22 protein-coding genes are annotated in these 19,736 nt (G+C 65.0%); 8 read left to right on the top strand and 14 right to left on the bottom strand.

Going from position 1 to position 19,736, the window contains the following annotated elements; translation table 11 throughout:
• The first annotated feature begins 79 nt into the window (after positions 1–79).
• Both pmbA and ACT6S0_RS02395 read left to right on the top strand, forming a co-directional pair.
• On the top strand, positions 80–1,447 hold the full coding sequence (gene pmbA, locus ACT6S0_RS02400) for a metalloprotease PmbA (RefSeq protein ID WP_444762318.1): 1,368 nt from the start codon (positions 80–82) through the stop codon (positions 1,445–1,447).
• Positions 1,448–1,576: 129 nt separating this feature from the next.
• Entirely contained in the window at positions 1,577–2,665 is a 1,089-nt protein-coding gene (locus ACT6S0_RS02395) for a TRAP transporter substrate-binding protein (protein WP_444762317.1), read from the top strand.
• A gap of 55 nt (positions 2,666–2,720) precedes the next feature.
• On the opposite strand, the gene ACT6S0_RS02390 is transcribed toward ACT6S0_RS02395, so the two are convergent.
• The 6 genes from ACT6S0_RS02390 to ACT6S0_RS02365 all read right to left on the bottom strand — a co-directional run bounded on the left by ACT6S0_RS02390 (position 2,721) and on the right by ACT6S0_RS02365 (position 7,624).
• Positions 2,721–4,481 (bottom strand): TRAP transporter large permease, encoded by a 1,761-nt coding sequence (locus ACT6S0_RS02390; protein WP_444762316.1) that lies wholly within the window; start codon positions 4,479–4,481, stop codon positions 2,721–2,723.
• Positions 4,478–4,981, bottom strand: coding sequence for a TRAP transporter small permease subunit (locus ACT6S0_RS02385; protein ID WP_444762315.1), 504 nt, complete (start codon positions 4,979–4,981; stop codon positions 4,478–4,480). Before ACT6S0_RS02385 ends, ACT6S0_RS02390 begins: the two co-directional genes overlap by 4 nt.
• Positions 4,982–5,127: 146 nt before the next feature.
• A complete protein-coding gene (locus ACT6S0_RS02380; protein ID WP_444762314.1) occupies positions 5,128–5,472 on the bottom strand; it encodes a TIGR01244 family sulfur transferase in 345 nt (114 codons plus the stop codon).
• Between the two features lie 9 nt (positions 5,473–5,481).
• A complete protein-coding gene (locus ACT6S0_RS02375; protein ID WP_444762313.1) occupies positions 5,482–5,928 on the bottom strand; it encodes a GatB/YqeY domain-containing protein in 447 nt (148 codons plus the stop codon).
• Between the two features lie 100 nt (positions 5,929–6,028).
• Entirely contained in the window at positions 6,029–6,241 is a 213-nt protein-coding gene (gene rpsU / locus ACT6S0_RS02370; RefSeq protein WP_056196873.1) for a 30S ribosomal protein S21, read from the bottom strand.
• A gap of 144 nt (positions 6,242–6,385) precedes the next feature.
• Entirely contained in the window at positions 6,386–7,624 is a 1,239-nt protein-coding gene (locus ACT6S0_RS02365; protein WP_444762312.1) for an NAD(P)/FAD-dependent oxidoreductase, read from the bottom strand.
• 215 nt (positions 7,625–7,839) lie between these two features.
• Here ACT6S0_RS02365 and ACT6S0_RS02360 point away from each other — a divergent pair, with 215 nt between their 5' ends.
• Positions 7,840–8,847 carry a GGDEF domain-containing protein gene (locus tag ACT6S0_RS02360; protein WP_444762311.1) on the top strand — a complete coding sequence of 336 codons (1,008 nt, stop codon included), beginning with the start codon at positions 7,840–7,842 and terminating at the stop codon, positions 8,845–8,847.
• Here the strand turns inward: ACT6S0_RS02360 and ACT6S0_RS02355 are convergent.
• From ACT6S0_RS02355 to ACT6S0_RS02320, 8 genes are all read right to left on the bottom strand, one after another.
• On the bottom strand, positions 8,844–9,656 hold the full coding sequence (locus tag ACT6S0_RS02355; RefSeq protein ID WP_444762310.1) for a sulfite exporter TauE/SafE family protein: 813 nt from the start codon (positions 9,654–9,656) through the stop codon (positions 8,844–8,846). The two genes, ACT6S0_RS02360 and ACT6S0_RS02355, sit on opposite strands and share 4 nt — an antisense overlap.
• Positions 9,653–10,108, bottom strand: coding sequence for an EVE domain-containing protein (locus ACT6S0_RS02350; protein ID WP_444762309.1), 456 nt, complete (start codon positions 10,106–10,108; stop codon positions 9,653–9,655). Before ACT6S0_RS02350 ends, ACT6S0_RS02355 begins: the two co-directional genes overlap by 4 nt.
• Positions 10,109–10,325: 217 nt before the next feature.
• Positions 10,326–10,637, bottom strand: coding sequence for a cell division protein ZapA (locus tag ACT6S0_RS02345; protein ID WP_444762308.1), 312 nt, complete (start codon positions 10,635–10,637; stop codon positions 10,326–10,328).
• Complete coding sequence (locus ACT6S0_RS02340; RefSeq protein ID WP_444762307.1) at positions 10,634–10,843, bottom strand: DUF904 domain-containing protein; 210 nt, start codon at positions 10,841–10,843, stop codon at positions 10,634–10,636. Before ACT6S0_RS02340 ends, ACT6S0_RS02345 begins: the two co-directional genes overlap by 4 nt.
• Positions 10,844–10,856: 13 nt before the next feature.
• Entirely contained in the window at positions 10,857–11,501 is a 645-nt protein-coding gene (gene nth / locus ACT6S0_RS02335) for an endonuclease III (RefSeq protein ID WP_444762306.1), read from the bottom strand.
• Positions 11,502–11,510: 9 nt separating this feature from the next.
• On the bottom strand, positions 11,511–12,155 hold the full coding sequence (gene rsxB, locus ACT6S0_RS02330) for an electron transport complex subunit RsxB (RefSeq protein ID WP_444762305.1): 645 nt from the start codon (positions 12,153–12,155) through the stop codon (positions 11,511–11,513).
• Positions 12,152–13,471 carry a polyhydroxyalkanoate depolymerase gene (locus tag ACT6S0_RS02325; RefSeq protein WP_444762304.1) on the bottom strand — a complete coding sequence of 440 codons (1,320 nt, stop codon included), beginning with the start codon at positions 13,469–13,471 and terminating at the stop codon, positions 12,152–12,154. Before ACT6S0_RS02325 ends, rsxB begins: the two co-directional genes overlap by 4 nt.
• A 121-nt stretch (positions 13,472–13,592) precedes the next feature.
• The gene (locus tag ACT6S0_RS02320; RefSeq protein WP_444762303.1) at positions 13,593–14,783 is read right to left on the bottom strand and encodes an amino acid aminotransferase; all 1,191 of its coding nucleotides are present in this window, start codon (positions 14,781–14,783) and stop codon (positions 13,593–13,595) included.
• Between the two features lie 115 nt (positions 14,784–14,898).
• Here ACT6S0_RS02320 and uvrB point away from each other — a divergent pair, with 115 nt between their 5' ends.
• From uvrB to iscA, 5 genes are all read left to right on the top strand, one after another.
• Positions 14,899–17,028: an excinuclease ABC subunit UvrB gene (uvrB, locus tag ACT6S0_RS02315; protein WP_444762302.1), complete on the top strand. Its 2,130-nt coding sequence runs from the start codon at positions 14,899–14,901 to the stop codon at positions 17,026–17,028.
• A 184-nt stretch (positions 17,029–17,212) separates the two neighbouring features.
• Positions 17,213–17,746 (top strand): Fe-S cluster assembly transcriptional regulator IscR, encoded by a 534-nt coding sequence (gene iscR / locus ACT6S0_RS02310; RefSeq protein WP_056271467.1) that lies wholly within the window; start codon positions 17,213–17,215, stop codon positions 17,744–17,746.
• 19 nt (positions 17,747–17,765) lie between these two features.
• Complete coding sequence (locus ACT6S0_RS02305) at positions 17,766–18,986, top strand: IscS subfamily cysteine desulfurase (RefSeq protein WP_444762301.1); 1,221 nt, start codon at positions 17,766–17,768, stop codon at positions 18,984–18,986.
• Between the two features lie 21 nt (positions 18,987–19,007).
• A complete protein-coding gene (gene iscU, locus ACT6S0_RS02300; RefSeq protein WP_444762300.1) occupies positions 19,008–19,394 on the top strand; it encodes a Fe-S cluster assembly scaffold IscU in 387 nt (128 codons plus the stop codon).
• A 1-nt stretch (position 19,395) separates the two neighbouring features.
• Positions 19,396–19,719 (top strand): iron-sulfur cluster assembly protein IscA, encoded by a 324-nt coding sequence (gene iscA / locus ACT6S0_RS02295; RefSeq protein WP_444762299.1) that lies wholly within the window; start codon positions 19,396–19,398, stop codon positions 19,717–19,719.
• The last annotated feature ends 17 nt before the right edge of the window (positions 19,720–19,736 follow it).

Here is a 19,736-nt window from a genome sequence, read left to right as displayed (position 1 = left end):
GGTGCGGAAGAGGGCAGAGTCTTATCATTGTCCCCCACCCCATTTCACCGGCGCCGGCATCGCCCGGCGCTTTGCTTTCATGCCCCAGCCCCAGAACGGTTTTGCCTACAGTCCCGAGCAGTTCCAGCAGTGGATCGAGGATGCCCTCGGCGAAGCGAAGAAGATCGGCGCCACCGACGCCGGTGCCGAGGTGTCCGAGGGTTGCGGGCTGTCGGTCTCGGCACGCCTGGGCAAGCTGGAGAACGTCGAGCGCAACCGCGACAAGTCGCTCGGCATCTCGGTCTACCTCGGCCAGCGCCGCGGCAATGCCAGCACGTCTGACTTCTCGCCCCAGGCCATCCGCGACACGGTTCGTGCGGCTTATGACATTGCGCGTTTCACGGCCGAGGATGAGTTCGCCGGCCTGCCCGACGAGGCCGACCTGGCGCTGGATGCAACCGCGCGGCCCGAGCTGGACCTCTTCCATCCCTGGGCCATCGACGCCGCCCAGGCTGCCGAGATTGCGCTGCGCTGCGAAGCTGCCGCCCTGGGCGTGGACAAGCGCATCACCAATAGCGAGGGCGCGGCCGTGTCGGCCCAGCAGTCGCATTTCTGGATGGGCAATACACGGGGCTTTCGCGGCGGCTATGCCAGCTCGCGGCATTCGCTGTCGGTGGCGCCGATTGCCGGCCGCGGGGCCGGCATGCAGCGCGACGCCTGGTACACCTCCATGCGCGACGCCGCCGATCTCGCACCTGCCGAGGCCGTGGGCCGTTACGCGTCGGAGCGCGCGCTGTCGCGCCTGAAGGCACGCAAGGTCGCTACCGCCGAGGTGCCGGTGCTGTTCGAGAGCACGGTCGCCATCGGCCTGCTGGGCGCGCTGGTGCAGGCCACCAGCGGCGGTGCGCTGTACCGCCGCACGACCTTTCTGCTCGACAGCCTGGGCAAGCCGGTCACCGCCTCGCATATCGACATCTCCGAGGACCCCCATGTGCCCAAGGGCAAGGGCAGTTCGCCCTTCGACGACGAAGGCGTCGTGACGCGGGCGCGCTCGGTTGTCGAGGGCGGCGTGCTGCAGGGCTATTTCCTGTCCAGCTATTCGGCACGCAAGCTCGGCATGAAGACGACGGGCCATGCCGGCGGTTCGCACAATCTGCGCATGACCAGCCGTGCGACGGCGCCCGGCGACGACCTGCCGACGATGCTGCGCCGCCTTGGCCGCGGCCTGCTCGTGACCGAGCTGATGGGGCAGGGCGTGAACTATGTGACGGGCGACTACTCGCGCGGCGCCAGCGGCTACTGGGTCGAGAACGGCGAGATCGCCTACCCGGTCCACGAGGTCACCATCGCGGGCAACCTCAAGGACATGCTGCAGAACATCGTCGGCATCGGTGCCGATGAGTATTCGATGGGCACCAAGACCGTTGGATCGGTGCTGGTCACCGGCATGAAGCTGGCTGGCAACTGAGCCCCGGGACAGCGCCGGTACAAGCATTCGCGCCGGGGTAAATCCCGGCCGGTGCGTGAGACGACCTTCCTAGAATCGCTCCGCCCTCTACTCTGAACGAACCCGAAAGCAGGAGACCCATCTATGTCCATGGAACGTCGTTCCTTTGTGCGCAATGCAGGCCTGGCCGGCGTGTTGGCCGCAGGCGCCGCCCCCGCCATCGTTCAAGCTCAGGCGCAATTGCGCTGGCGCCTCGCGTCGAGCTTCCCGAAGTCGTTGGACACCATCTTCGGCGCGGCCGAAGTGTTCGCCAAGAAGGTCTCAGAGATGACCGGTGGCAAGTTCCAGATTTCGGTGCATGCCGGCGGCGAGCTGATGCCGGCGTTCGGCGTCGTCGACGGCGTGCAGAACGCGACGGTCGAGATGGCGCACACGGCGCCTTACTACTTCTTCGGCAAGGACGAAACCTTCGCCATCGGCTGCGCCATCCCCTTCGGCCTGAACAGCCGCCAGATGACGGCCTGGCAGTACGAGGGCAATGGTCTGAAGCTGATGCGGGAGTTCTACCGCAACTACAACATCATCCATTTCCCGATGGGCAACACCGGCGCCCAGATGGGCGGCTGGTATCGCAAGGAGATCAAGTCGGTCGCCGACGTGAAGGGGCTGAAGTTCCGCGTCGGCGGCTTTGCCGGCAGGGTCTGCGAACGCATGGGCATGGTCCCGCAGAACATCCCAGGCGGTGAGATCTACCAAGCGCTCGAAAAGGGCACCATCGACGCGGCGGAGTGGGTCGGCCCCTATGACGATCTGAAGCTGGGCTTCTTCAAGGTCGCACCGTTCTACCACTACCCGGGCTGGTGGGAGGGCGGCCCGCAGCTGGATCTCTACATCAACACCAAGGCCTACGAGGGTCTGTCGGCCGAGTACAAGGCGGTCGTCGAGGCGGCGTCGGCCTATGCGCACGTCGAGATGCAGGCCAAGTACGACGCCCGCAATCCACAGGCGCTGACGCAATTGCTGGCCAACAAGACCAAGCTGGTGCAGATGCCCCTGGACGTGATGGACCTGGCGTTCAAGGAGTCGATGGCGCTCTACAGCGATCTGTCGGCCAAGAACCCGAACTGGAAGAAGGTCTATGCGGATTACGCAGTCTTCCGCAAGGACAGCAACCGCTGGTTCCGCTACACCGAAGCCATCTTCGACCGCTATATGCAGAACAAGGTCAACCAGCTCTAAGCTGCCAGCTCTTCATGCCAAAGGCCCCGCGATGCGGGGCCTTTTTCGTGGCGCCTCACTGCGGCGCGGAAGCAGGCTGTTCGCTCTCGAGGGGTTCGACCGGCTGCACGTCGAACATGTCGTCCTTGGGCGCCATCTGTTCCATGGCCGCCTCCGCATCGATCTTCTCGCTCACCTGGATATTGCCCGCGACGAGTTGCGGGAAGGCGATCACGGTGGCCACCATTACCACCTGCAGCACGATGAAGGCGATCGAGCCCTTGTAAATCTGTGCGGTGGTGACGGCGGGGATGTTGGCTTCGGTGACGCGGTCCTTGTAGTCCTTGGCGGGTGCCACGCTACGCAGGTAGAACAGCGCAAAGCCGAAGGGCGGCGTCAGGAAGGACGTCTGCAGATTCATCGCGACGATGACGCCAAACCAGATCATCACCATGTCGGGCGGTATTCCAGGTACCAGTGCCGGCAGGATCTTCTCCGCCACCGGCGCGAGGATGGGCACGACGATGAAGGCGATCTCGAAGAAGTCGATGAACATGCCGAGCACGAAGATCAGCAGGTTCACGATGATCAGGAAGCCCAACGCGCCGCCGGGCATGTTGTCGAACAGGTGCTCCACCCAGATATGGCCATCGGCCGCGTTGAAGGTGAAGCTGAACACCGTGGAACCGATCAGGATGAAGAGGACAAAGCACGACAGGCGCAGCGTGTTGTCCAGCGCCTGGTTGAGCAGCTTCATCGACAGCCGGCGCTTGGCCAGCGCCATGAACAGTGCGCCGACGGCACCCATGGCGCCGCCCTCCGTGGGCGTGGCCACGCCCAGGAAAATCGTGCCAAGCACCAGGAAGATCAGCACCAGCGGCGGAATGAGCACGAAGGTCACCTGCTGGGCCAGGCGCGAAAGCAGGCCCAGGCGCAGGAACTTGTTGGCCAATGCCAGGCCCCAGGCGACCAGTGCACCGACCGTCATCGACAGGATCAGCCGCTCGTCTTCGGGGGCCGCCAACTCCCGTTCGATCAGCGGGTTGATGAGCCGCTCATGCTGGCCATGCCAAAGCCAGCCGACGCCCACGCAGACCAGCATCAGTACCAGCAACGAGCGGTAGCCTGGCGAGCCGTCGGCCTCCTTGTAGATGCGGGCCTCGGGCGGCAGTGCGGGGACCCAGGACGGCTTGACGATGGCGACTGCGACGATGAACAGCAGATAGAGCCCGACCAGCAGCAGGCCCGGCACCAACGCCCCGGCATACATGTCGCCCACCGAGCGGCCGAGTTGGTCGGCGAGCACGATGAGCACCAGCGATGGCGGGATGGCCTGCGCCAACGTGCCGCTGGCCGTGATGGTGCCGGTGGCGATGCTGCGGTTGTAGCCGTAGCGCAGCATGATCGGCAGTGAGATCAGGCCCATGCTGATGACGGCCGCAGCCACCACACCCGTCGTCGCCGCCAGCAGTGCGCCGACCAGCACCACGGCGATGGCCAAGCCGCCACGCACCGGGCCGAAGACCTGGCCGACCGTCTCCAGCAAATCTTCCGCCATGCCCGAGCGCTCGAGGATGATGCCCATCAGCGTGAAGAAGGGGATCGCCAGCAGCGTGTCGTTCTGCATGATGCCGAACACGCGCAGCGGCAGCGCCTGGAACAGGCTTGCGCCGATGCTCAGCACCTCAGGATGCAGGCCGGTCAGCGTCATGCCGAGCCAGCCGAAGAGCAGGCCGGTGGCCGCCAGGCCGAACGCCACCGGAATGCCCGACAGCAGCATCAGAAACAGCCCCGCAAACATGAGGGGCACGAAATTCTGGGCAATCCACAGCGTCATGCCTGGCCCTCCAGCTTGGGCTTGAGCGGCTCGGACTGCTCCTGCGAGAACGGCAGTTCGAGGTGCCCACGGAGGAAGGCGAACCGCTTGATCAATTCCGCCACGGCCTGCAGCAGCAGCAGCAGGAATCCTGCGGGAATCATCAGCAGCACCGGCCAACGGACCAGTCCGCCGGCGTTCTGGCTCATCTCGCCGGACACCCATGCGTTGTGGAAAACCGGCCAGGACAGGTGGATCAGCAACAGCGATAGCGGCGCGATGATGGCAACGATGGCGACCATGTCGATCAGCGCGTTGGTTCGCATCGAGAGCCTGTTGGACAAGAAGTCGATACGCACATGGGCGTTCTTCAGGAAGACGTAGCCTGCGGCCAGCAGAAAGCAGGCCGAGAACAGATACCACTGCACTTCGAGAAAAGCGTTGGAGCCGATGTCGAAGGCCTTGCGCATCACTGCATTGCCGGCACTGATCAGCACCGACGCCAGAATCAGCCAGCGCATCAGCCGGCCGGTGGCCAGACTGACTGCGTCAATCGCTCGACTGATTGATAGAAGAAATCCCACCGCGCAGCACCTTGAATCAGGACCCGCCCGGGCCGGGCGAAGAGGCGCGCGATTCTATGAGCAGCTACAGGCGGCGCCGACCTTCAGACGTCGCGATTGGCCTGGGCGAAAAGGTTTGTCGAACGGGCACCTGAGCGGCAGAACACCAGCAGCGGCCGCGGCAGTTCTGCGAGCAGGTCGGCAAATGCAGCGATCTGCTGTGGCGACTGGTAGCCGCCAGCGACCGGGAGATGGCGGTACTCCAGACCTGCAGCCACCGCGGCCGCTTCGATGGCGGCTGATGTCGGTTGATCGGGACCGTGCTCGAAATCCGGACGGTTGTTGATGACGGCGCGAAAGCCCATGGCTGCGGCTTCCGCCATGGCCTCGGGCGTCAGTTGCGGGGCGACGCAAATGTCAGGTGTCAGGGCTTGCACGGGCAGACTCATGGGGGCTCCTTACTTTGTCAGCGCGGCCTTGACCGCAGCCGACACCGTGCTCATCTCGGCCATGCCGCCGAGTGCCGCCTTGGCGGCAGCCATGACCTTGCCCATGTCGCCAGGGCCGGTGGCGCCCAATTCAGCGACGATCACCGCGACCTGCTCTGCGACCGCCTCGGCGGACAGGCGCTCGGGCAGATAAGCCTGGAGCACGGCCAGCTCGGCCGTTTCCTTGGCAACGAGGTCTTCGCGGCCGGCGGCACCGAACTGGCCGATCGAGTCCTTGCGCTGCTTGATCAGCTTGTCGACGATGGCCACGAGGGCTGTGTCGTCCACGACGACGCGCTCATCCACTTCCTTTTGCTTGACGGCGGCCAGCAGGCCACGGATGGTCAGCAGACGGTCGCTTTCCTTGGCGCGCATCGCGGCCTTCATGTCTTCGGTGATGCGGTCTTTGAGGCTCATGGCGGTTGGCTCAGGTTGAGAAAGACAAAAACCCGCGACAGCGTCCTGTGGCGGGCTTTGGTATCAACCGGAGCGGGGTGCTCCGGGTCGCGTCAGACGATCAGAACAGCTTCTTGGGCAGCTGCATGCTGCGTACACGCTTGTAATGGCGCTTGACGGCAGCAGCCTTCTTGCGCTTGCGCTCGGCGGTGGGCTTCTCGTAGAACTCGCGGGCACGCAGTTCGGTCAGCAGGCCCAGCTTCTCGATGGTGCGCTTGAAACGGCGCAGGGCGACGTCGAACGGTTCGTTTTCCTTGACGCGGATGGTGGTCATTTAATTCCTTCGGATTGCGCTCGGTGTTCGCGGCTGGGATCAGCAGCAGGTTCCGGATTACTGCTTCTCTTGAGTCTTCATCGAGAAGTGCAGCGAATCGACGCGCGGGGTTTGCCAGCAAAGCCGGGGATTGTAGCCAGGAAATCAAGGACTTGCCAAGATGGGTCGGGTCGGGACGGAAACGTCCGCCATGGCGTGGGCGCACGCAGCTGCACTGGCCCAGGCCCACTGGAAGTTGTAGCCGCCCAGCCAGCCCGTCACGTCAACGACCTCGCCGATGAAATAAAGCCCGGGAATGTGCTTGCTTTCCAGCGTCCGCGAACTCAAGTCCTTGGTGCTGACGCCGCCGCGCATGACTTCGGCCTTGCGCCAGCCTTCGTCGCCGCTAGGCATCAACTGCCACTCATGCACGCTGCGGCCAAGCCGCTGCAGGTCGGCGTCGCGACAGTCCGGCAGCGGCTTGGCAGCGTCCAGCCCCGCGCGTTCCAGCCAGGTGGCAGCCAGGCGCTGCGGCAGCCGCGTCGCCAACTCGTTGCCCAGTTGGCGACGCAACGCCACCTTGGCTTCCGGCAATTCCTTGTCCAGTTGCAACTCAGGCGCAAGATTGATCTGCAGGGCTTGTTCGGCCGTCCGGTAGCTGGAAATCTGCAGGATGGCTGGGCCGCTGAGGCCACGGTGCGTGAATAGCAGGTCTTCCAGGAATCGTGCGCGCGCCTTGCCTGTTCCGCAGGACACCTCGACCGGCAGCGACAGCCCGGCCAACGCTGCAAACGGCACCCAGATGTCGGGGGCGAAGGTCAGCGGAACCAGCGCCGGGCGGGGCTCGACGATGGCGTGCTCGAAGCGCTTGGCCAGGCGCAGGCCCCAGTCGCTGGCGCCGATCTTGGGCACCGGCAGACCGCCGGTCGCCACAACAACGCGCGGCGTGCGCAACAGGCCCTGGCTGGTGTCGAGTTCAAAGCTGCCGTCGCCCGCTCGGCGCACTTCGACCACCGTACAAGGCTGCCAGCGCGTCACTCCGCCGGCCTCGCATTCCTTGACGAGCATCTCGATGATCTGCTCGGCAGAGTCGTCGCAGAACAACTGGCCCTTGTGCTTTTCGTGAAAGGCGATGCCGTGGTTCTGCACCAGCTTGATGAAGTCCTGTGGCGAGTAGCGGGCCAGCGCCGAGCGGCAGAAGGCCGGGTTCTCGGACAGGAAGTTGGCTGGACCGACGTCGCGATTCGTGAAATTGCACCGGCCACCACCCGAGATACGGATCTTTTCTGCCAACTTGGACGAGTGGTCGATCAGCAGCACTTTGAGGCCGCGCTGGCCGGCCAGCCCCGCGCAGAACAGGCCCGCGGCGCCCGCGCCGACCACCACCGCGTCGAATCCCTGCATATACCTCCCGTGAATGGGGCCGCATTGTCGCGGGTGGGTGCGGCGAAACTCGTTAGGATTCAAGTCGGGTAGCAAACGGGTCTTTTAGGGGGGAGGCCCGATTCACGGGGTAGCACGGTCTTGCTGACGCTACTTTCGCCCCACTACATTCCTCCAGACACCTTGGCATCGCGGCTTCGCCGTGAGTGCTCGACTGCCTTTAACGATTCATGGATATGACCGCAGACCAGACCGCGATGCAGCCGGAGCCCGGCAGCTTGGCGCATTGGCTGGCCGGTCATGCCCATTTGGGCGGCGAGGCGCTGGCTGGCCTGGTTGCGCTCATCGAGCCGCTGGGTAGCCAGGCTGCCATCAAGGCGGTCGCCACAGGACGTTATGTGTTCGCCAGTGCAGGCCTGGCCCAGATGTTCGAGCGCCAGGAGGTCCTCGGCCGCACCGACGCCGAACTGCTCAAGCCCGACGAGACGACGGCGCTGCGCCGCGTCGAGCAGACGGTGATGGCCCAGCGACATCCGGTCGTCAGCGAGCACAAGCTGGAGATCAACCATCGCCGGCGTGAGTTCAGCGTGACGCGGCTGGCGCTGAGCCCGGATTTCCTGCTTGCCGTCTGGCATGAGCGCACCGAAGAGCGCCACCGGGAGGCGCATCTGCAGCGCGCGCTGGCCCAGATCGAGCAGCAGCAGAGTTCCATCGAGCAGATCCGCCGCGAGCTGCAGCAAGGCTCGGGCCGCGACGATGTCTCGGGCCTCTATATGCGGGCCCAGTTCGATGACCAGTTGCTGCGCGAGATCGACCTGTCCTCGCGTGAGCATCGCGAGTTCGCGCTCGTCGTCATCGCCCTTGACGCTTCGCCCGCAGTGGCCGGTCTGGGTGATGATGCCCAGCAGCGTCTGCTCGAGGGCATGGGCCGCATGCTGCGCGCAAATACGCGGGCGATGGACTCGGCCTGCCGCATTGGTGCGCAGCGCTTTGCCGTGCTGCTTTCGGGCGTCGGCCTGGCCACTGCCCATGCGCGCATGGAGCAATTGCGGCGCCAGTGCGCCGCTCAGATCGTCGTACTGAACGGGCAGGACCTGGGGCTGTCGATCTCGATGGGCGTCTCCAGCTTCCCCCACACGGCTTCGCGACAGGAAGAGCTGATGGCCGCCAGCGAGGCGGCCGTGCACGAGGCTCAGCGCCGCGGCGGCAACCAGGTCGTGCTGGCCTCCATCGCCTTCGGTTAAAGCGCCGACAGGCCTCGCCAGAGCATGTAGGCGGCGAGGGCGAACAAGAGCGTCGCGAAGACCTTTTTCAGCTGCGCCACGTTCATCGCATGCGCGGCGCGCGCGCCAAGTGGTGCCATCGTCACGCTTGCCGCGGCAATCAATGCCAACGCCGGCAGGTAGAGATAGCCAAAGGCGCCCGGCAGCGCGGCCTCCAGGCCCCAACCGCCGACGACATAGCCCAGGGTGTTCGCGACGGCGATGGGAAACCCCAGTGCGGCGCTGGTGGCCACGGCCAGGTGAACCGGCACATTGCACCAGACCATGAAGGGCACGCTGGCAAAGCCGCCACCCGCCCCCACCAGGCCGGACAACAGGCCGATGCCGGCGCCCACGCCGAACTGGCCGGCCTGACCTGGCATCTGGCGGCCCGGGGCCGGGCGCTTGTTGCGCAGCATCTGCCAGGCCGAGAAGCTGACGAACACCGCGAAGACCAGCGCGAGCCAGGCGCCCTTGAGCAGCCCGAACAAACTCGCGCCAGCGAGCAGGCCACCGGCCAGGATGCCGGGCGCCAGGCCCTTGACCAGATCCCAGCGCACGGCGCCGCGTTGGTGGTGGGCGCGCACGCTGGACAGCGACGTGAACATGATGGTCGCCATCGATGTCGCGATCGCCATCTTGACCGCCAGGCCGGGCTCGACGCCACGCTGGCCGAGGATGAAGGTCAGGATGGGCACCATCAGCATGCCGCCGCCGATGCCGAGCAAGCCGGCCAGAAAGCCGGCCGCCAAACCCAGCGCGATCAGCTCGGCAACGAGGCCCGCCGTCATTTCTTCAGGCGGTTCAACACCGCCCGCCATTCGATCGGCGTGACCGGCGTGATCGACAGCCGGTTGCCGCGCTGCAGGACCTGCATGGACGCAAGCTCGGGTGCGTCGCGCATCTCCTTCAGGCTGAGCAGCCGCGTCGTCTCACGCCAGCGCACGTCGACGTGCATCCAGCGCGGCGCGTCGGGCTTGGACTTGGCGTCGTGGTAGGGGCTGCTCGCATCGAACTGCGTGGCGTCCGGGTAGGCCGTGCTGCAGACCTCGGCCAGGCCCACGATGCCGGGTTCGGGGCATGACGAGTGATAGAAGAGCACGCCGTCGCCAATGCGCATGTGGTCGCGCATGAAGTTCCGCGCCTGGTAGTTGCGCACGCCGGTCCACGGCAGGGTGCCGGCGCGTTCCAGGTGAAGGATGGAGGCCTCGTCGGGCTCAGACTTCATCAGCCAGTAATTCATGGGCTGATGCTAAGTGCGAAGAAGGTGTCCACCGCAATCGGGGGGCCGAGATCCTGAACACCCAGGGGTAATCAGGTGGGCGAGGTCAGCCGGACTTCGGGTTCATCTGACGCGAGACGATCACGCCCGTCCGGTATGTTCCAAGCCCTTGCTCATAGAGCATCGGATGAAGGAAATAAAGCCCCGGGAAAGCGGTGGACGGTGCCAATTCTAAGACTCAGAGCAACTGCCCATCGTTTCCGAGTGCTTCATCCAGGCGCTTGATGAGGGTATCGACTTCGGGTGAAGAAACCGGCGTAGAAGCCGGCCCCGAAACCGGCGCTTGATGCGGCGCTTCGACCAGCTGATAGGCAAGGTTCAGCGCGGCCAGCACGGCGATGCGCTCGCGTGCCTTGACTTTGCCGGCGTCGCGGATGGCGCTCATCTCGCGATCCACATGGGCCACGGCGGCCGTCAGCGCGGCCTCGCCACCCTCGGGGCAGCCGAGCAGGTAGCCCTGGCCCATGATGGTCACTTCCATCTGCTTCATGCGTCTTCCTTGGGGGCCTCGATGGGCAGCCGTTCCAGCAGGGCGTCGACGCGGGCGCGGGCAGCGTTCAAGCGCGAGCGCAGGCTGTCGCGCTCCTGCATGAGTGTGGTGACCTGCTCAAGCAGCAGCGCGTTGGTGCGGGTGATCTCGTCGTGGCGCAACAGCAGGCGTTCGACGCGGTCGGTCAGATCGTTGAGGCTGGCCATGGGGGGAGGTGAGTCAAGCAGCAGCCGATTTTAGGAGGCGGCCGGTGCCGCACTCATTGATGACGGCGCAAACGTGACAAAGCGGCCTGCGCGCCTGGCAAACGTAGCGGCCGTGCAGGATCAGCCAGTGGTGGGCATCGACGAGATAGTCGGTCGGCACGCGGTCCAGCAGCCCCATCTCGACGGCAGTGGGTGTCTTGCCCGGTGCCAGACCGGTGCGGTTGCTGACGCGAAAGATATGCGTGTCCACCGCCATCGTCGGCTCGCCGAAAGCGACGTTGAGCACGACGTTGGCCGTCTTGCGGCCCACGCCGGGCAGGGCTTCGAGTTCGGTGCGCGTGCGCGGCACTTCACCGCCGTGCCGGTCGATGAGCATGTGGCAGGTCTGCAGCAGATGCCTGGCCTTGCTGCGGTAGAGGCCGATGGTCTTGATGTGCGACTCAAGGCGCTCTGGGCCGAGCGCGAGGATCTGCGCAGGCGTGTTGGCGACGGCGAACAGGCGGCTGGTGGCCTTGTTGACGCCGACGTCCGTGGCCTGTGCGGACAGCAGCACGGCGGTCAGCAACTCGAACACGCTCGCGAACTCCAGCTCGGTCTGCGGTGCCGGGTTGGCGGCCTTGAGCGTGGCAAAAAAGCGTTCGACTTGACTGGCGTTCATGCCGGATTGTCAGTCGCGTTTTGCGCGCGCACGGGCCAGCGCGGCTTCGATGGCCGCGCGCTTGCGGTCGAGTTGGGCGGGGTCGGTGATGCTTGAGGCGGCGGGCAGATCGGCCAGCTTGGCTTGGGCGCTTGCGGCCAGTCGCACCTCGTTCTCCTGGGCCTCGCGATGGCGGCGGAACTGGCGGAAGGCGTAGCGTTCGCGGGCTTCGTCGGCCTGTGGCTGGCTCCAGGCGGCCCACCCGGTCGCCGCCGTGATCTCGGGCATGGAGATGCAGTCCACCGGGCAGGCGGGTACGCACAGCTCGCAACCGGTGCATTGGGCGGTCACGACGACATGCATCACCTTGGGCGCTCCGACGATGCAATCCGCAGGGCAGGCCTTGATGCACAGCGTGCAGCCGATGCACCAGGCCTCGTCGATGACGGCGACACCGCGCGTCGCTTCAACGCCATTGACGGGGTTCAACGCGCGGGCAGGGCGCCCGGTGATCGCCGCCAGCCGCGCGACGCCCGCAGCACCGCCTGGCGGGCATTGGTTGATGTCGGCCTGCGCCGCGGCAACAGCCTCGGCGTAGCTGCGGCAATCCGGGTAGCCGCAGCGGGTGCACTGGGTCTGCGGCAATGCCGCGTCGATCAGCGCGGCGAGGTTCACGCTTTGCGACGTGGGCGTGGCGCCGGTGCGGTGGCCCTCGTCGTTGAGGCCTTGGTGGTTTTCTTCAGCGGCGCGGCTTCGTACTTGGCGATGAAATCGCGCACTTCCGGGTAGACGTTGTCGCGCCAGCGGCGGCCCGAGAAGATGCCGTAGTGGCCCGCGCCGATGGCGTCGTAGTGGAACTGGTGAGCCTTCGGCACGCCCGAGCAGATGTCATGTGCGGCCTTGGTCTGGCCAGCGCCGGAGATGTCGTCCAGCTCGCCCTCGACAGTCAGCAGCGCGGTGGTCGTGATGTCCTGTGGCCGCACGAACTCGCCATTGACCTGCCACGTGCCGTTGACGAGGGCGAAGTCCTGGAAAACCGTCTTGATGGTGTCGAGGTAGTACTCGGCCGGCATGTCGAGCACGGCGTTGTATTCGTCATAGAAGCGCCGATGCGCCTCGGCGCCCTCGTCGTCGCCGCGCACCAGGTCTAGGAAGTAGTCGTAGTGCGAAGTCAGGTGGCGGTCCGGGTTCATCGCCACGAAGCCGGTGTGCTGAAGGAAGCCGGGGTAGACCGCGCGGCCGGCGCCAGGGAAGTTGGTGGGCACGCGGTAGATGACGTTGTTCTCGAACCAGCTGTAGCTGCGGTTCATGGCCAGGTTGTTGACGGCCGTCGGGCTCTTGCGGGCGTCAATGGGCCCGCCCATCATGGTCATGCTGCGCGGTGTCGGCTCGCCGCGGCTGGCCATCAACGAGATGGCAGCCAGCACCGGCACGGTGGGTTGGCAGACCGAGATGACGTGGCTGTCGGCGCCGCCGACATGGCGGATGAACTCCTGCACGTAGGCGATGTAATCGTCCAGGTGGAAGGGGCCAACTTCCAGTGGCACCATGCGCGCATCGGTCCAGTCGGTGATGTAGACCTTATGGCTCTTCAGCAGTTGCTTGACGGTCTCGCGCAGCAGGGTGCTGTGGTGGCCGGACAGGGGCGAGACGACGAGGACCGTGGGCTGGTCCTTCATTTCGGACAGCACGCCGAGGTCGTCGGTGTAGCGCTTGAAGCGCAGCAGGCGGCAGAAGGGCTTTTCTAATGCCACCAACTCCTGCACGGCGACGTCGACGCCATCGACCTCAACCGTCTTGATGTCGAACTCGGGCTTCTCGTAGTCCTTGGCGAGGCGGTGCGCCAGGTCCAGGCTAGCCGACAGGCGCTGCGCCATCGGCGTGTGCGCGAACGGGGACAGCGGGTGGCTGTAGAGCTTGGCCGATGCGGCGGCGAACTCCGAGAAGGGGCTGAGCAGAGCGCGCTGGGTTTCGAAGAGCTGATACAGCATGGCAAAACCTTGAACTAGGGGCCGGGAATGCCGCGATGGTGCCAGAAAACGCTTTCCTGCTTGTGCGCTGCAACATGGATTGGCGGTCAAACCGCCAATCCTGCGCACTTCAAAGGTGCGTTCAGTCCTTGATGACAGCGGCCATGGCACCGGCAACGGTCGGTAGATTGCCCTCGTTCAGAGCCGCCACGCAGATGCGGCCCGAGTCGACGCCGTAGACGCCAAACTCGCTGCGCAGGCGCTGCATCTGCGGCGCCGACAGACCCGAGTAGCTGAACATGCCGAGTTGTTCGGTGACAAAGCCCAGGTCCTGGGTCACACCGGCTGCGTTCAGCGCCGCCACCAGCGCGCCGCGCATCGCCTTGATGCGGGTGCGCATGCCGGCCAGCTCTTCCTCCCACAACGCGCGCAACCTGTCGTCGCCCAGCACCTGGGCGACGACCTGCGCACCATGGGTGGGCGGGTTGGAGTAGTTGGTTCGGATCATGATCTTGAGCTGGGACAACACCCGCACGGCTTCCTCGTCGCTGCTGCAGACGACGCTCAGCGCGCCGACGCGCTCGCCATAGAGCGAGAAGCTCTTGGAGAAGCTGGTCGATACGAAGAAGCCGACACCGGCGGCCATGAACTGGCGCACGGCCTCGCCGTCTTCCTTCAGGCCGAAGCCAAAGCCCTGGTAGGCCATGTCCAGGAAGGGTGTCAGGCCCCTGGCCTTGACGGCTGCGACGACCTGGGCCCACTGGGCCGCCGTGATGTCATAGCCGGTCGGGTTGTGGCAGCAGGCATGCAGCACGACGACGGTGCCGGCCGGCGCTGCGTTCAGCGCGGCCAGCATGCCGTCGAAGTTGATGCCCTTGTTGGCAGCGTCGTAGTAGGGATAGGTCTCGACCGTGAAGCCGGCCTGCGTGAACAGCGCGCGGTGGTTCTCCCAGCTAGGGTCGGAAATCAGCACCTTGGAGGTCGGGTTGAGCTGCTGCAGGAAGTCCGCGCCGATCTTCAGCGCGCCGGTGCCGCCCAGGGCCTGCACGGTGGCGACATTCTTCAACTCGCTGCCGAAGACCAGCTTTTGCACCGCCTTGTCATAGGCGGCGATGCCGTCGATGGGCAGGTAGCCGCGCGGCTTGGGGGCGGCGGCCATGGCGGCCTCGGCTTCCCGGACGCACTTCAGCAGCGGCAACTTGCCGGCTTCGTCGTAGTAGACGCCGACGCCGAGGTTGACCTTGCCCGGGCGCGTGTCGGCGTTGAACTGCTCGTTCAGGCCGAGGATGGGATCACGGGGAGCAAGGGTGACTTCGGCGAACAGAGAAGACATGAGGGATTCCTGAAAGGGCGTTGGCAGCAGGGAGAGGTTGAAAACTCAGGGTGTGCGCTAACCTGCCTGGTTTCGCAGCGCAGCAATTTTGCCCGTGAACCCAGGGATTCCCCCCATGCAAGAAGCCTTGAACGCCAAGCCCGGCTCCGAAAGCGACACGGAGGAACGCAAGGGCGAATTCGTCAGCTTCGAAGGCTCGCCGTTCCAGCTGTTCCAGCCCTTCCCGCCTGCGGGCGACCAGCCGGCAGCGATTGAGCAATTGATCGAGGGTATCAACGATGGCTTGAGTTACCAGACGCTGCTGGGCGTCACCGGCTCGGGCAAGACCTTCACGATGGCCAATGTCATCGCCCGCCTGGGCCGGCCGGCCATCGTGTTCGCACCCAACAAGACGCTAGCCGCCCAGCTCTACAGCGAGTTCAGGGACTTCTTTCCGAACAACGCGGTCGAGTACTTCGTCAGCTACTACGACTACTACCAGCCCGAGGCCTATGTGCCGCAGCGCGATCTCTTCATCGAGAAGGACAGCGCGATCAACGAGCATATCGAGCAGCTTCGGCTGTCTTGCACGAAGAGCCTGCTGGAGCGGCGCGACGTCATCATCGTCGCGTCGGTGTCGGCCATCTACGGCATCGGCAACCCGAGCGACTACCACCAGATGATCATGACGCTGCGGGTGGGCGACAAGATGGGCCAGCGCGACGTCATCGCCCACCTGATTCGCATGCAGTACACGCGCAACGAGATGGAGTTTGTGCGTGGGCATTTCCGCGTGCGGGGCGACACCATCGACGTCTTTCCGGCCGAGCACTCGGAGCTGGCCATCCGCATTGAGCTGTTCGACGACGAGATCGAAGCGCTGTCGCTGTTCGACCCGCTCACCGGGCACATTCGCCAGAAGATCCCGCGCTTTACCGTCTACCCCAGCAGCCACTACGTGACGCCGCGCGAGCGCGTGCTGTCGGCCACCGACGCCATCAAGCAGGAGCTGCGCGAGCGTGTCGACTTCTTCGTCAAGGAAGGCAAGCTGGTTGAGGCGCAGCGCGTCGAGCAGCGCACCCGGTTCGATTTGGAGATGCTGCAGGAGGTGGGCCACTGCCGTGGCATCGAGAACTACACGCGCCACCTGTCCGGCGCCCAGCCGGGCGACCCCCCGCCGACACTGGTGGACTACCTCCCGCCCGATGCCCTCATGTTCCTGGACGAGAGCCATGTGCTGATCGGTCAGTTCGGCGGCATGTACAACGGCGATCGGGCACGCAAGACGACGCTGGTGGAGTACGGTTTTCGCCTGCCGTCTGCACTCGACAACCGGCCGCTGAAATTTGCCGAGTTCGAACGCAAGATGCGCCAGGCGATCTTCGTGTCCGCCACGCCGGCCCAATACGAGCAGGACAATGCTGGCCAGGTGGTCGAGCAGGTGGTACGCCCCACCGGCCTCGTGGACCCGCTGGTCGAGGTGCGGCCGGCCACGCACCAGGTGGACGATGTGCTGCAGGAGATCCGGTTGCGCGTCGAGGTCAACGAGCGCGTGCTCATCACGACGCTGACCAAGCGCATGGCCGAGCAGTTGACCGACTACCTGAGCGACAACGGCGTCAAGGTGCGCTACCTGCACTCCGACGTCGACACGGTGGAGCGCGTCGAGATCCTGCGTGACCTGCGCCTGGGGGCCTTCGACGTGTTGGTGGGCATCAACCTGCTGCGTGAGGGGTTGGATATCCCCGAGGTTTCCCTGGTTGCCATCCTTGACGCGGACAAGGAAGGCTTCCTCCGCGCCGAACGCAGCCTGATCCAGACCATCGGGCGCGCGGCCCGCAATGTCAACGGCAAGGCCATCCTCTACGGTGACCGCATCACCGAGTCGATGCGCAAGGCCATCGGAGAAACCGAGCGGCGGCGCGCCAAGCAGATTGCCTTCAACGAGGAAAACGGCATCACGCCGCGCAGCGTGACCAAGCGCATCAAGGACCTGATCGACGGGGTCTACTCGGCGGAGTCCGGCCGGGACGATGCCAAGCTGCTCGCTGCAGCCAAGGTCGAGGACTTGTCCGAGAAGGATCTGGCCAAACGTATCGCCCAGCTCGAAAAGCAAATGCTGGAGCACGCGCGCAACCTGGAGTTCGAGCAGGCAGCCCGCATGCGAGACCAGCTCGCCCAACTGCGTGAGCAGGCCTTTGGCGCACGCGTACACGACAACATTGTTCCCTTGGACAGCGCGCGCAAAGGCGGTGCGCCGCGCTAGCTCGGTTGAGGGGCGCTAAACCCCGCTCGAATCTAGGGATACCCGCCTACGCTGGGGCGTGACCGATTAGTCGAGTAAAATGATCGGAAATGATTCGCTCGGCTATTGTCCGGGTGTCCCGGGTTAACCCCGAATCATTTGTCCTGGACAAATCCTGTCCAGGCGTCTCGCAAAGGAGTTTCGTATGCGTCTCACCACCAAAGGCCGGTTTGCCGTCACCGCGATGTTGGACTTGGCGCTGCGCGAGAATACTGGCCCCGTGGCGCTGGCGGCGATCAGCCAACGGCAGCAGATTTCGCTGTCCTACCTGGAGCAGCTTTTCGGCAAACTGCGCCGCCATGAGCTGGTGGAAAGCACCCGTGGCCCGGGAGGCGGATATTCGCTGGGCCGCAAGGCCGAGAACATCACCGTTGCCGACATCATCGTCGCTGTGGACGAGGCGCTTGACGCCACCGGCTGCGGCGGCAAGGAAAACTGCATGGGCGAGGACAGCGGTCGCTGCATCACCCATGAACTTTGGACCAACCTGAACGCCAAAATGATCGAGTACCTCGACTCCGTGTCTCTGCGCAAGCTGGCCGATGAGCAGCTCGCCAAGGGCTTCGAAGTCGAGGCCGCGCCGGTCAAGCGCGCGATCTCATCGCAGCCGGTGCTCAAGCCGATCCGCGTGACGGCGCCGAACTCGGTTTTTGCGCTGGGCAACGCGTTCAGCAAGTAAGACAACAAGCAGTCGCTCCATGGACATGACCCCGCACTTCCCCATCTACCTCGATTACGGTGCCACGACGCCGTGCGACCCCCGCGTGGTGGACGCGATGATCCCCTGGTTGCGCGAGCACTTCGGCAACCCGGCGTCGCGCAGCCACGCCTGGGGCTGGGAAGCGGAAGAGGCGGTCGAGAAGGCGCGCGTGCAGGTCGCCGAGCTGATCGGCGCCGACCCGCGCGAAATCGTCTGGACCTCTGGCGCGACCGAGTCCAACAATCTTGCGTTGAAGGGTGCCGCGCAGTTCTACAAGACGCGAGGCAAGCACCTGATCACCGTCAAGACCGAGCACAAGGCCGTGCTCGACACGATGCGTGAGCTGGAGCGCCAGGGCTTCGAGGTGACCTATCTCGACGTGCTGGAAAGCGGCTTGGTCGACCTGGAGGCCTTCAAGGCGGCGCTGCGCGCTGACACCATCCTGGCCTCGGTGATGTTCGTCAACAACGAGATCGGTGTCATCCAGGACGTTGTGGCTCTCGGCAACCTGTGCCGCGAGCGCGGCATCATCTTCCACGTCGACGCGGCCCAGGCCACCGGCAAGGTCGAGATCGACATGGCCAAGCTGCCCATCGACCTGATGAGCCTGGCCTCGCACAAGAGCTACGGCCCCAAGGGCATCGGCGCGCTCTACGTTCGGCGCAAGCCGCGCGTCCGCCTTGAGGCGCAGATGCACGGCGGCGGCCATGAGCGCGGCATGCGCTCCGGCACGCTGCCGGTGCACCAGATCGTCGGCATGGGCGAGGCCTTCCGCATCGCCCGTGAGGAGATGGGTGCCGAGAATGAGCGTATCCGCGCGCTGCACGACAAGTTGGTCCAGGGCCTGTCCGGTATCGAGCAGACTTTCATCAACGGTGACATCGAGCGGCGCGTGCCGCACAACCTGAACATCTCGTTCAACTTCGTTGAGGGCGAATCCCTGATCATGGGCGTCAAGGGGCTGGCGGTGTCGTCGGGCTCCGCCTGCACCTCGGCCAGCCTGGAGCCGAGCTACGTGCTGCGCGCCCTGGGCCGCAGCGACGAGTTGGCCCACAGCTCGCTGCGCATGACCATCGGCCGCTTCACGACCGAGGAAGAAGTTGACTACGCGGTCAGCGTGCTGACCGACCGCGTGGCCAAGCTGCGCGAACTGTCCCCGCTTTGGGACATGTACAAGGACGGCATCGACATCTCGACCATCCAGTGGGCTGCCCACTGATAGGCGACTCAGGAGAACACCATGGCATACAGCGAAAAGGTCGTTGACCACTACGAGAACCCGCGCAACGTCGGCAAGTTCGATAACGGCGACGACGATGTCGGCACCGGCATGGTCGGCGCGCCGGCGTGCGGCGACGTGATGAAGCTGCAGATCAAGGTCAACCCGGCGACCGGGTTGATCGAGGACGCCAAGTTCAAGACCTACGGTTGCGGCTCGGCCATTGCGTCGAGCTCGCTCGTGACCGAATGGGTCAAGGGCAAGAGCCTTGACGAGGCGCTGACGATCAAGAACACCCAGATCGCCGAGGAGCTGGCGCTGCCGCCGGTCAAGATCCACTGCTCCATCCTGGCCGAAGACGCCATCAAGGCGGCGGTGGACGACTACCGCGCCAAGCATTCCGGCTGATATGTCGGTGACCCTGACCGAGGCGGCCGCCCGCCACGTCAAGCGCTACATCGCCAAGCGAGGCAAAGGCGTGGGGCTGCGCCTGGGCGTCAAGACAACGGGCTGTTCCGGCCTGGCCTACAAGCTGGAGTACGCCGACGAGGTGGCGCCCGAGGACGTGGTCTTTGAAGGGCATGAGGTCAAGATCCTCATTGACCCCAAGAGCCTGCCTTACCTCGATGGCACCGAGCTGGACTTCGTCCGCGAAGGCCTCAACGAAGGCTTCAAGTTCCGCAACCCGCGCGAGAAAGACAAGTGCGGCTGCGGCGAGTCCTTCCGTGTCTGAAACTTGCTCAATCCACG

The organism is Roseateles sp., assembly GCF_052436255.1.
Lineage (GTDB): Bacteria > Pseudomonadota > Gammaproteobacteria > Burkholderiales > Burkholderiaceae_C > Pelomonas.
This window is presented reverse-complemented; position numbering and strand designations above follow the sequence as displayed.

Excerpts from the sequence above, each read along its gene's own strand:
- ACT6S0_RS02340 (WP_444762307.1), bottom strand. The coding sequence starts at position 10,843 with ATGGCCAGCCTCAACGATCTGACCGACCGCGTCGAACGCCTGCTGTTG.
- ACT6S0_RS02320 (WP_444762303.1), bottom strand. The coding sequence starts at position 14,783 with ATGTCTTCTCTGTTCGCCGAAGTCACCCTTGCTCCCCGTGATCCCATC.
- ACT6S0_RS02350 (WP_444762309.1), bottom strand. The coding sequence starts at position 10,108 with ATGAATTACTGGCTGATGAAGTCTGAGCCCGACGAGGCCTCCATCCTT.
- ACT6S0_RS02375 (WP_444762313.1), bottom strand. The coding sequence starts at position 5,928 with ATGAGCCTCAAAGACCGCATCACCGAAGACATGAAGGCCGCGATGCGC.
- rpsU (WP_056196873.1), bottom strand. The coding sequence starts at position 6,241 with ATGACCACCATCCGCGTCAAGGAAAACGAACCGTTCGACGTCGCCCTG.
- ACT6S0_RS02380 (WP_444762314.1), bottom strand. The coding sequence starts at position 5,472 with ATGAGTCTGCCCGTGCAAGCCCTGACACCTGACATTTGCGTCGCCCCG.
- ACT6S0_RS02345 (WP_444762308.1), bottom strand. The coding sequence starts at position 10,637 with ATGAAGCAGATGGAAGTGACCATCATGGGCCAGGGCTACCTGCTCGGC.
- iscR (WP_056271467.1), top strand. The coding sequence starts at position 17,213 with ATGCGTCTCACCACCAAAGGCCGGTTTGCCGTCACCGCGATGTTGGAC.
- uvrB (WP_444762302.1), top strand. The coding sequence starts at position 14,899 with ATGCAAGAAGCCTTGAACGCCAAGCCCGGCTCCGAAAGCGACACGGAG.
- ACT6S0_RS02360 (WP_444762311.1), top strand. The coding sequence starts at position 7,840 with ATGACCGCAGACCAGACCGCGATGCAGCCGGAGCCCGGCAGCTTGGCG.
- ACT6S0_RS02390 (WP_444762316.1), bottom strand. The coding sequence starts at position 4,481 with ATGACGCTGTGGATTGCCCAGAATTTCGTGCCCCTCATGTTTGCGGGG.
- pmbA (WP_444762318.1), top strand. The coding sequence starts at position 80 with ATGCCCCAGCCCCAGAACGGTTTTGCCTACAGTCCCGAGCAGTTCCAG.
- ACT6S0_RS02325 (WP_444762304.1), bottom strand. The coding sequence starts at position 13,471 with ATGCTGTATCAGCTCTTCGAAACCCAGCGCGCTCTGCTCAGCCCCTTC.
- nth (WP_444762306.1), bottom strand. The coding sequence starts at position 11,501 with ATGAACGCCAGTCAAGTCGAACGCTTTTTTGCCACGCTCAAGGCCGCC.
- ACT6S0_RS02305 (WP_444762301.1), top strand. The coding sequence starts at position 17,766 with ATGGACATGACCCCGCACTTCCCCATCTACCTCGATTACGGTGCCACG.
- ACT6S0_RS02355 (WP_444762310.1), bottom strand. The coding sequence starts at position 9,656 with ATGACGGCGGGCCTCGTTGCCGAGCTGATCGCGCTGGGTTTGGCGGCC.
- ACT6S0_RS02395 (WP_444762317.1), top strand. The coding sequence starts at position 1,577 with ATGGAACGTCGTTCCTTTGTGCGCAATGCAGGCCTGGCCGGCGTGTTG.
- ACT6S0_RS02385 (WP_444762315.1), bottom strand. The coding sequence starts at position 4,981 with ATGCGCTGGCTGATTCTGGCGTCGGTGCTGATCAGTGCCGGCAATGCA.
- iscU (WP_444762300.1), top strand. The coding sequence starts at position 19,008 with ATGGCATACAGCGAAAAGGTCGTTGACCACTACGAGAACCCGCGCAAC.
- ACT6S0_RS02365 (WP_444762312.1), bottom strand. The coding sequence starts at position 7,624 with ATGCAGGGATTCGACGCGGTGGTGGTCGGCGCGGGCGCCGCGGGCCTG.
- iscA (WP_444762299.1), top strand. The coding sequence starts at position 19,396 with ATGTCGGTGACCCTGACCGAGGCGGCCGCCCGCCACGTCAAGCGCTAC.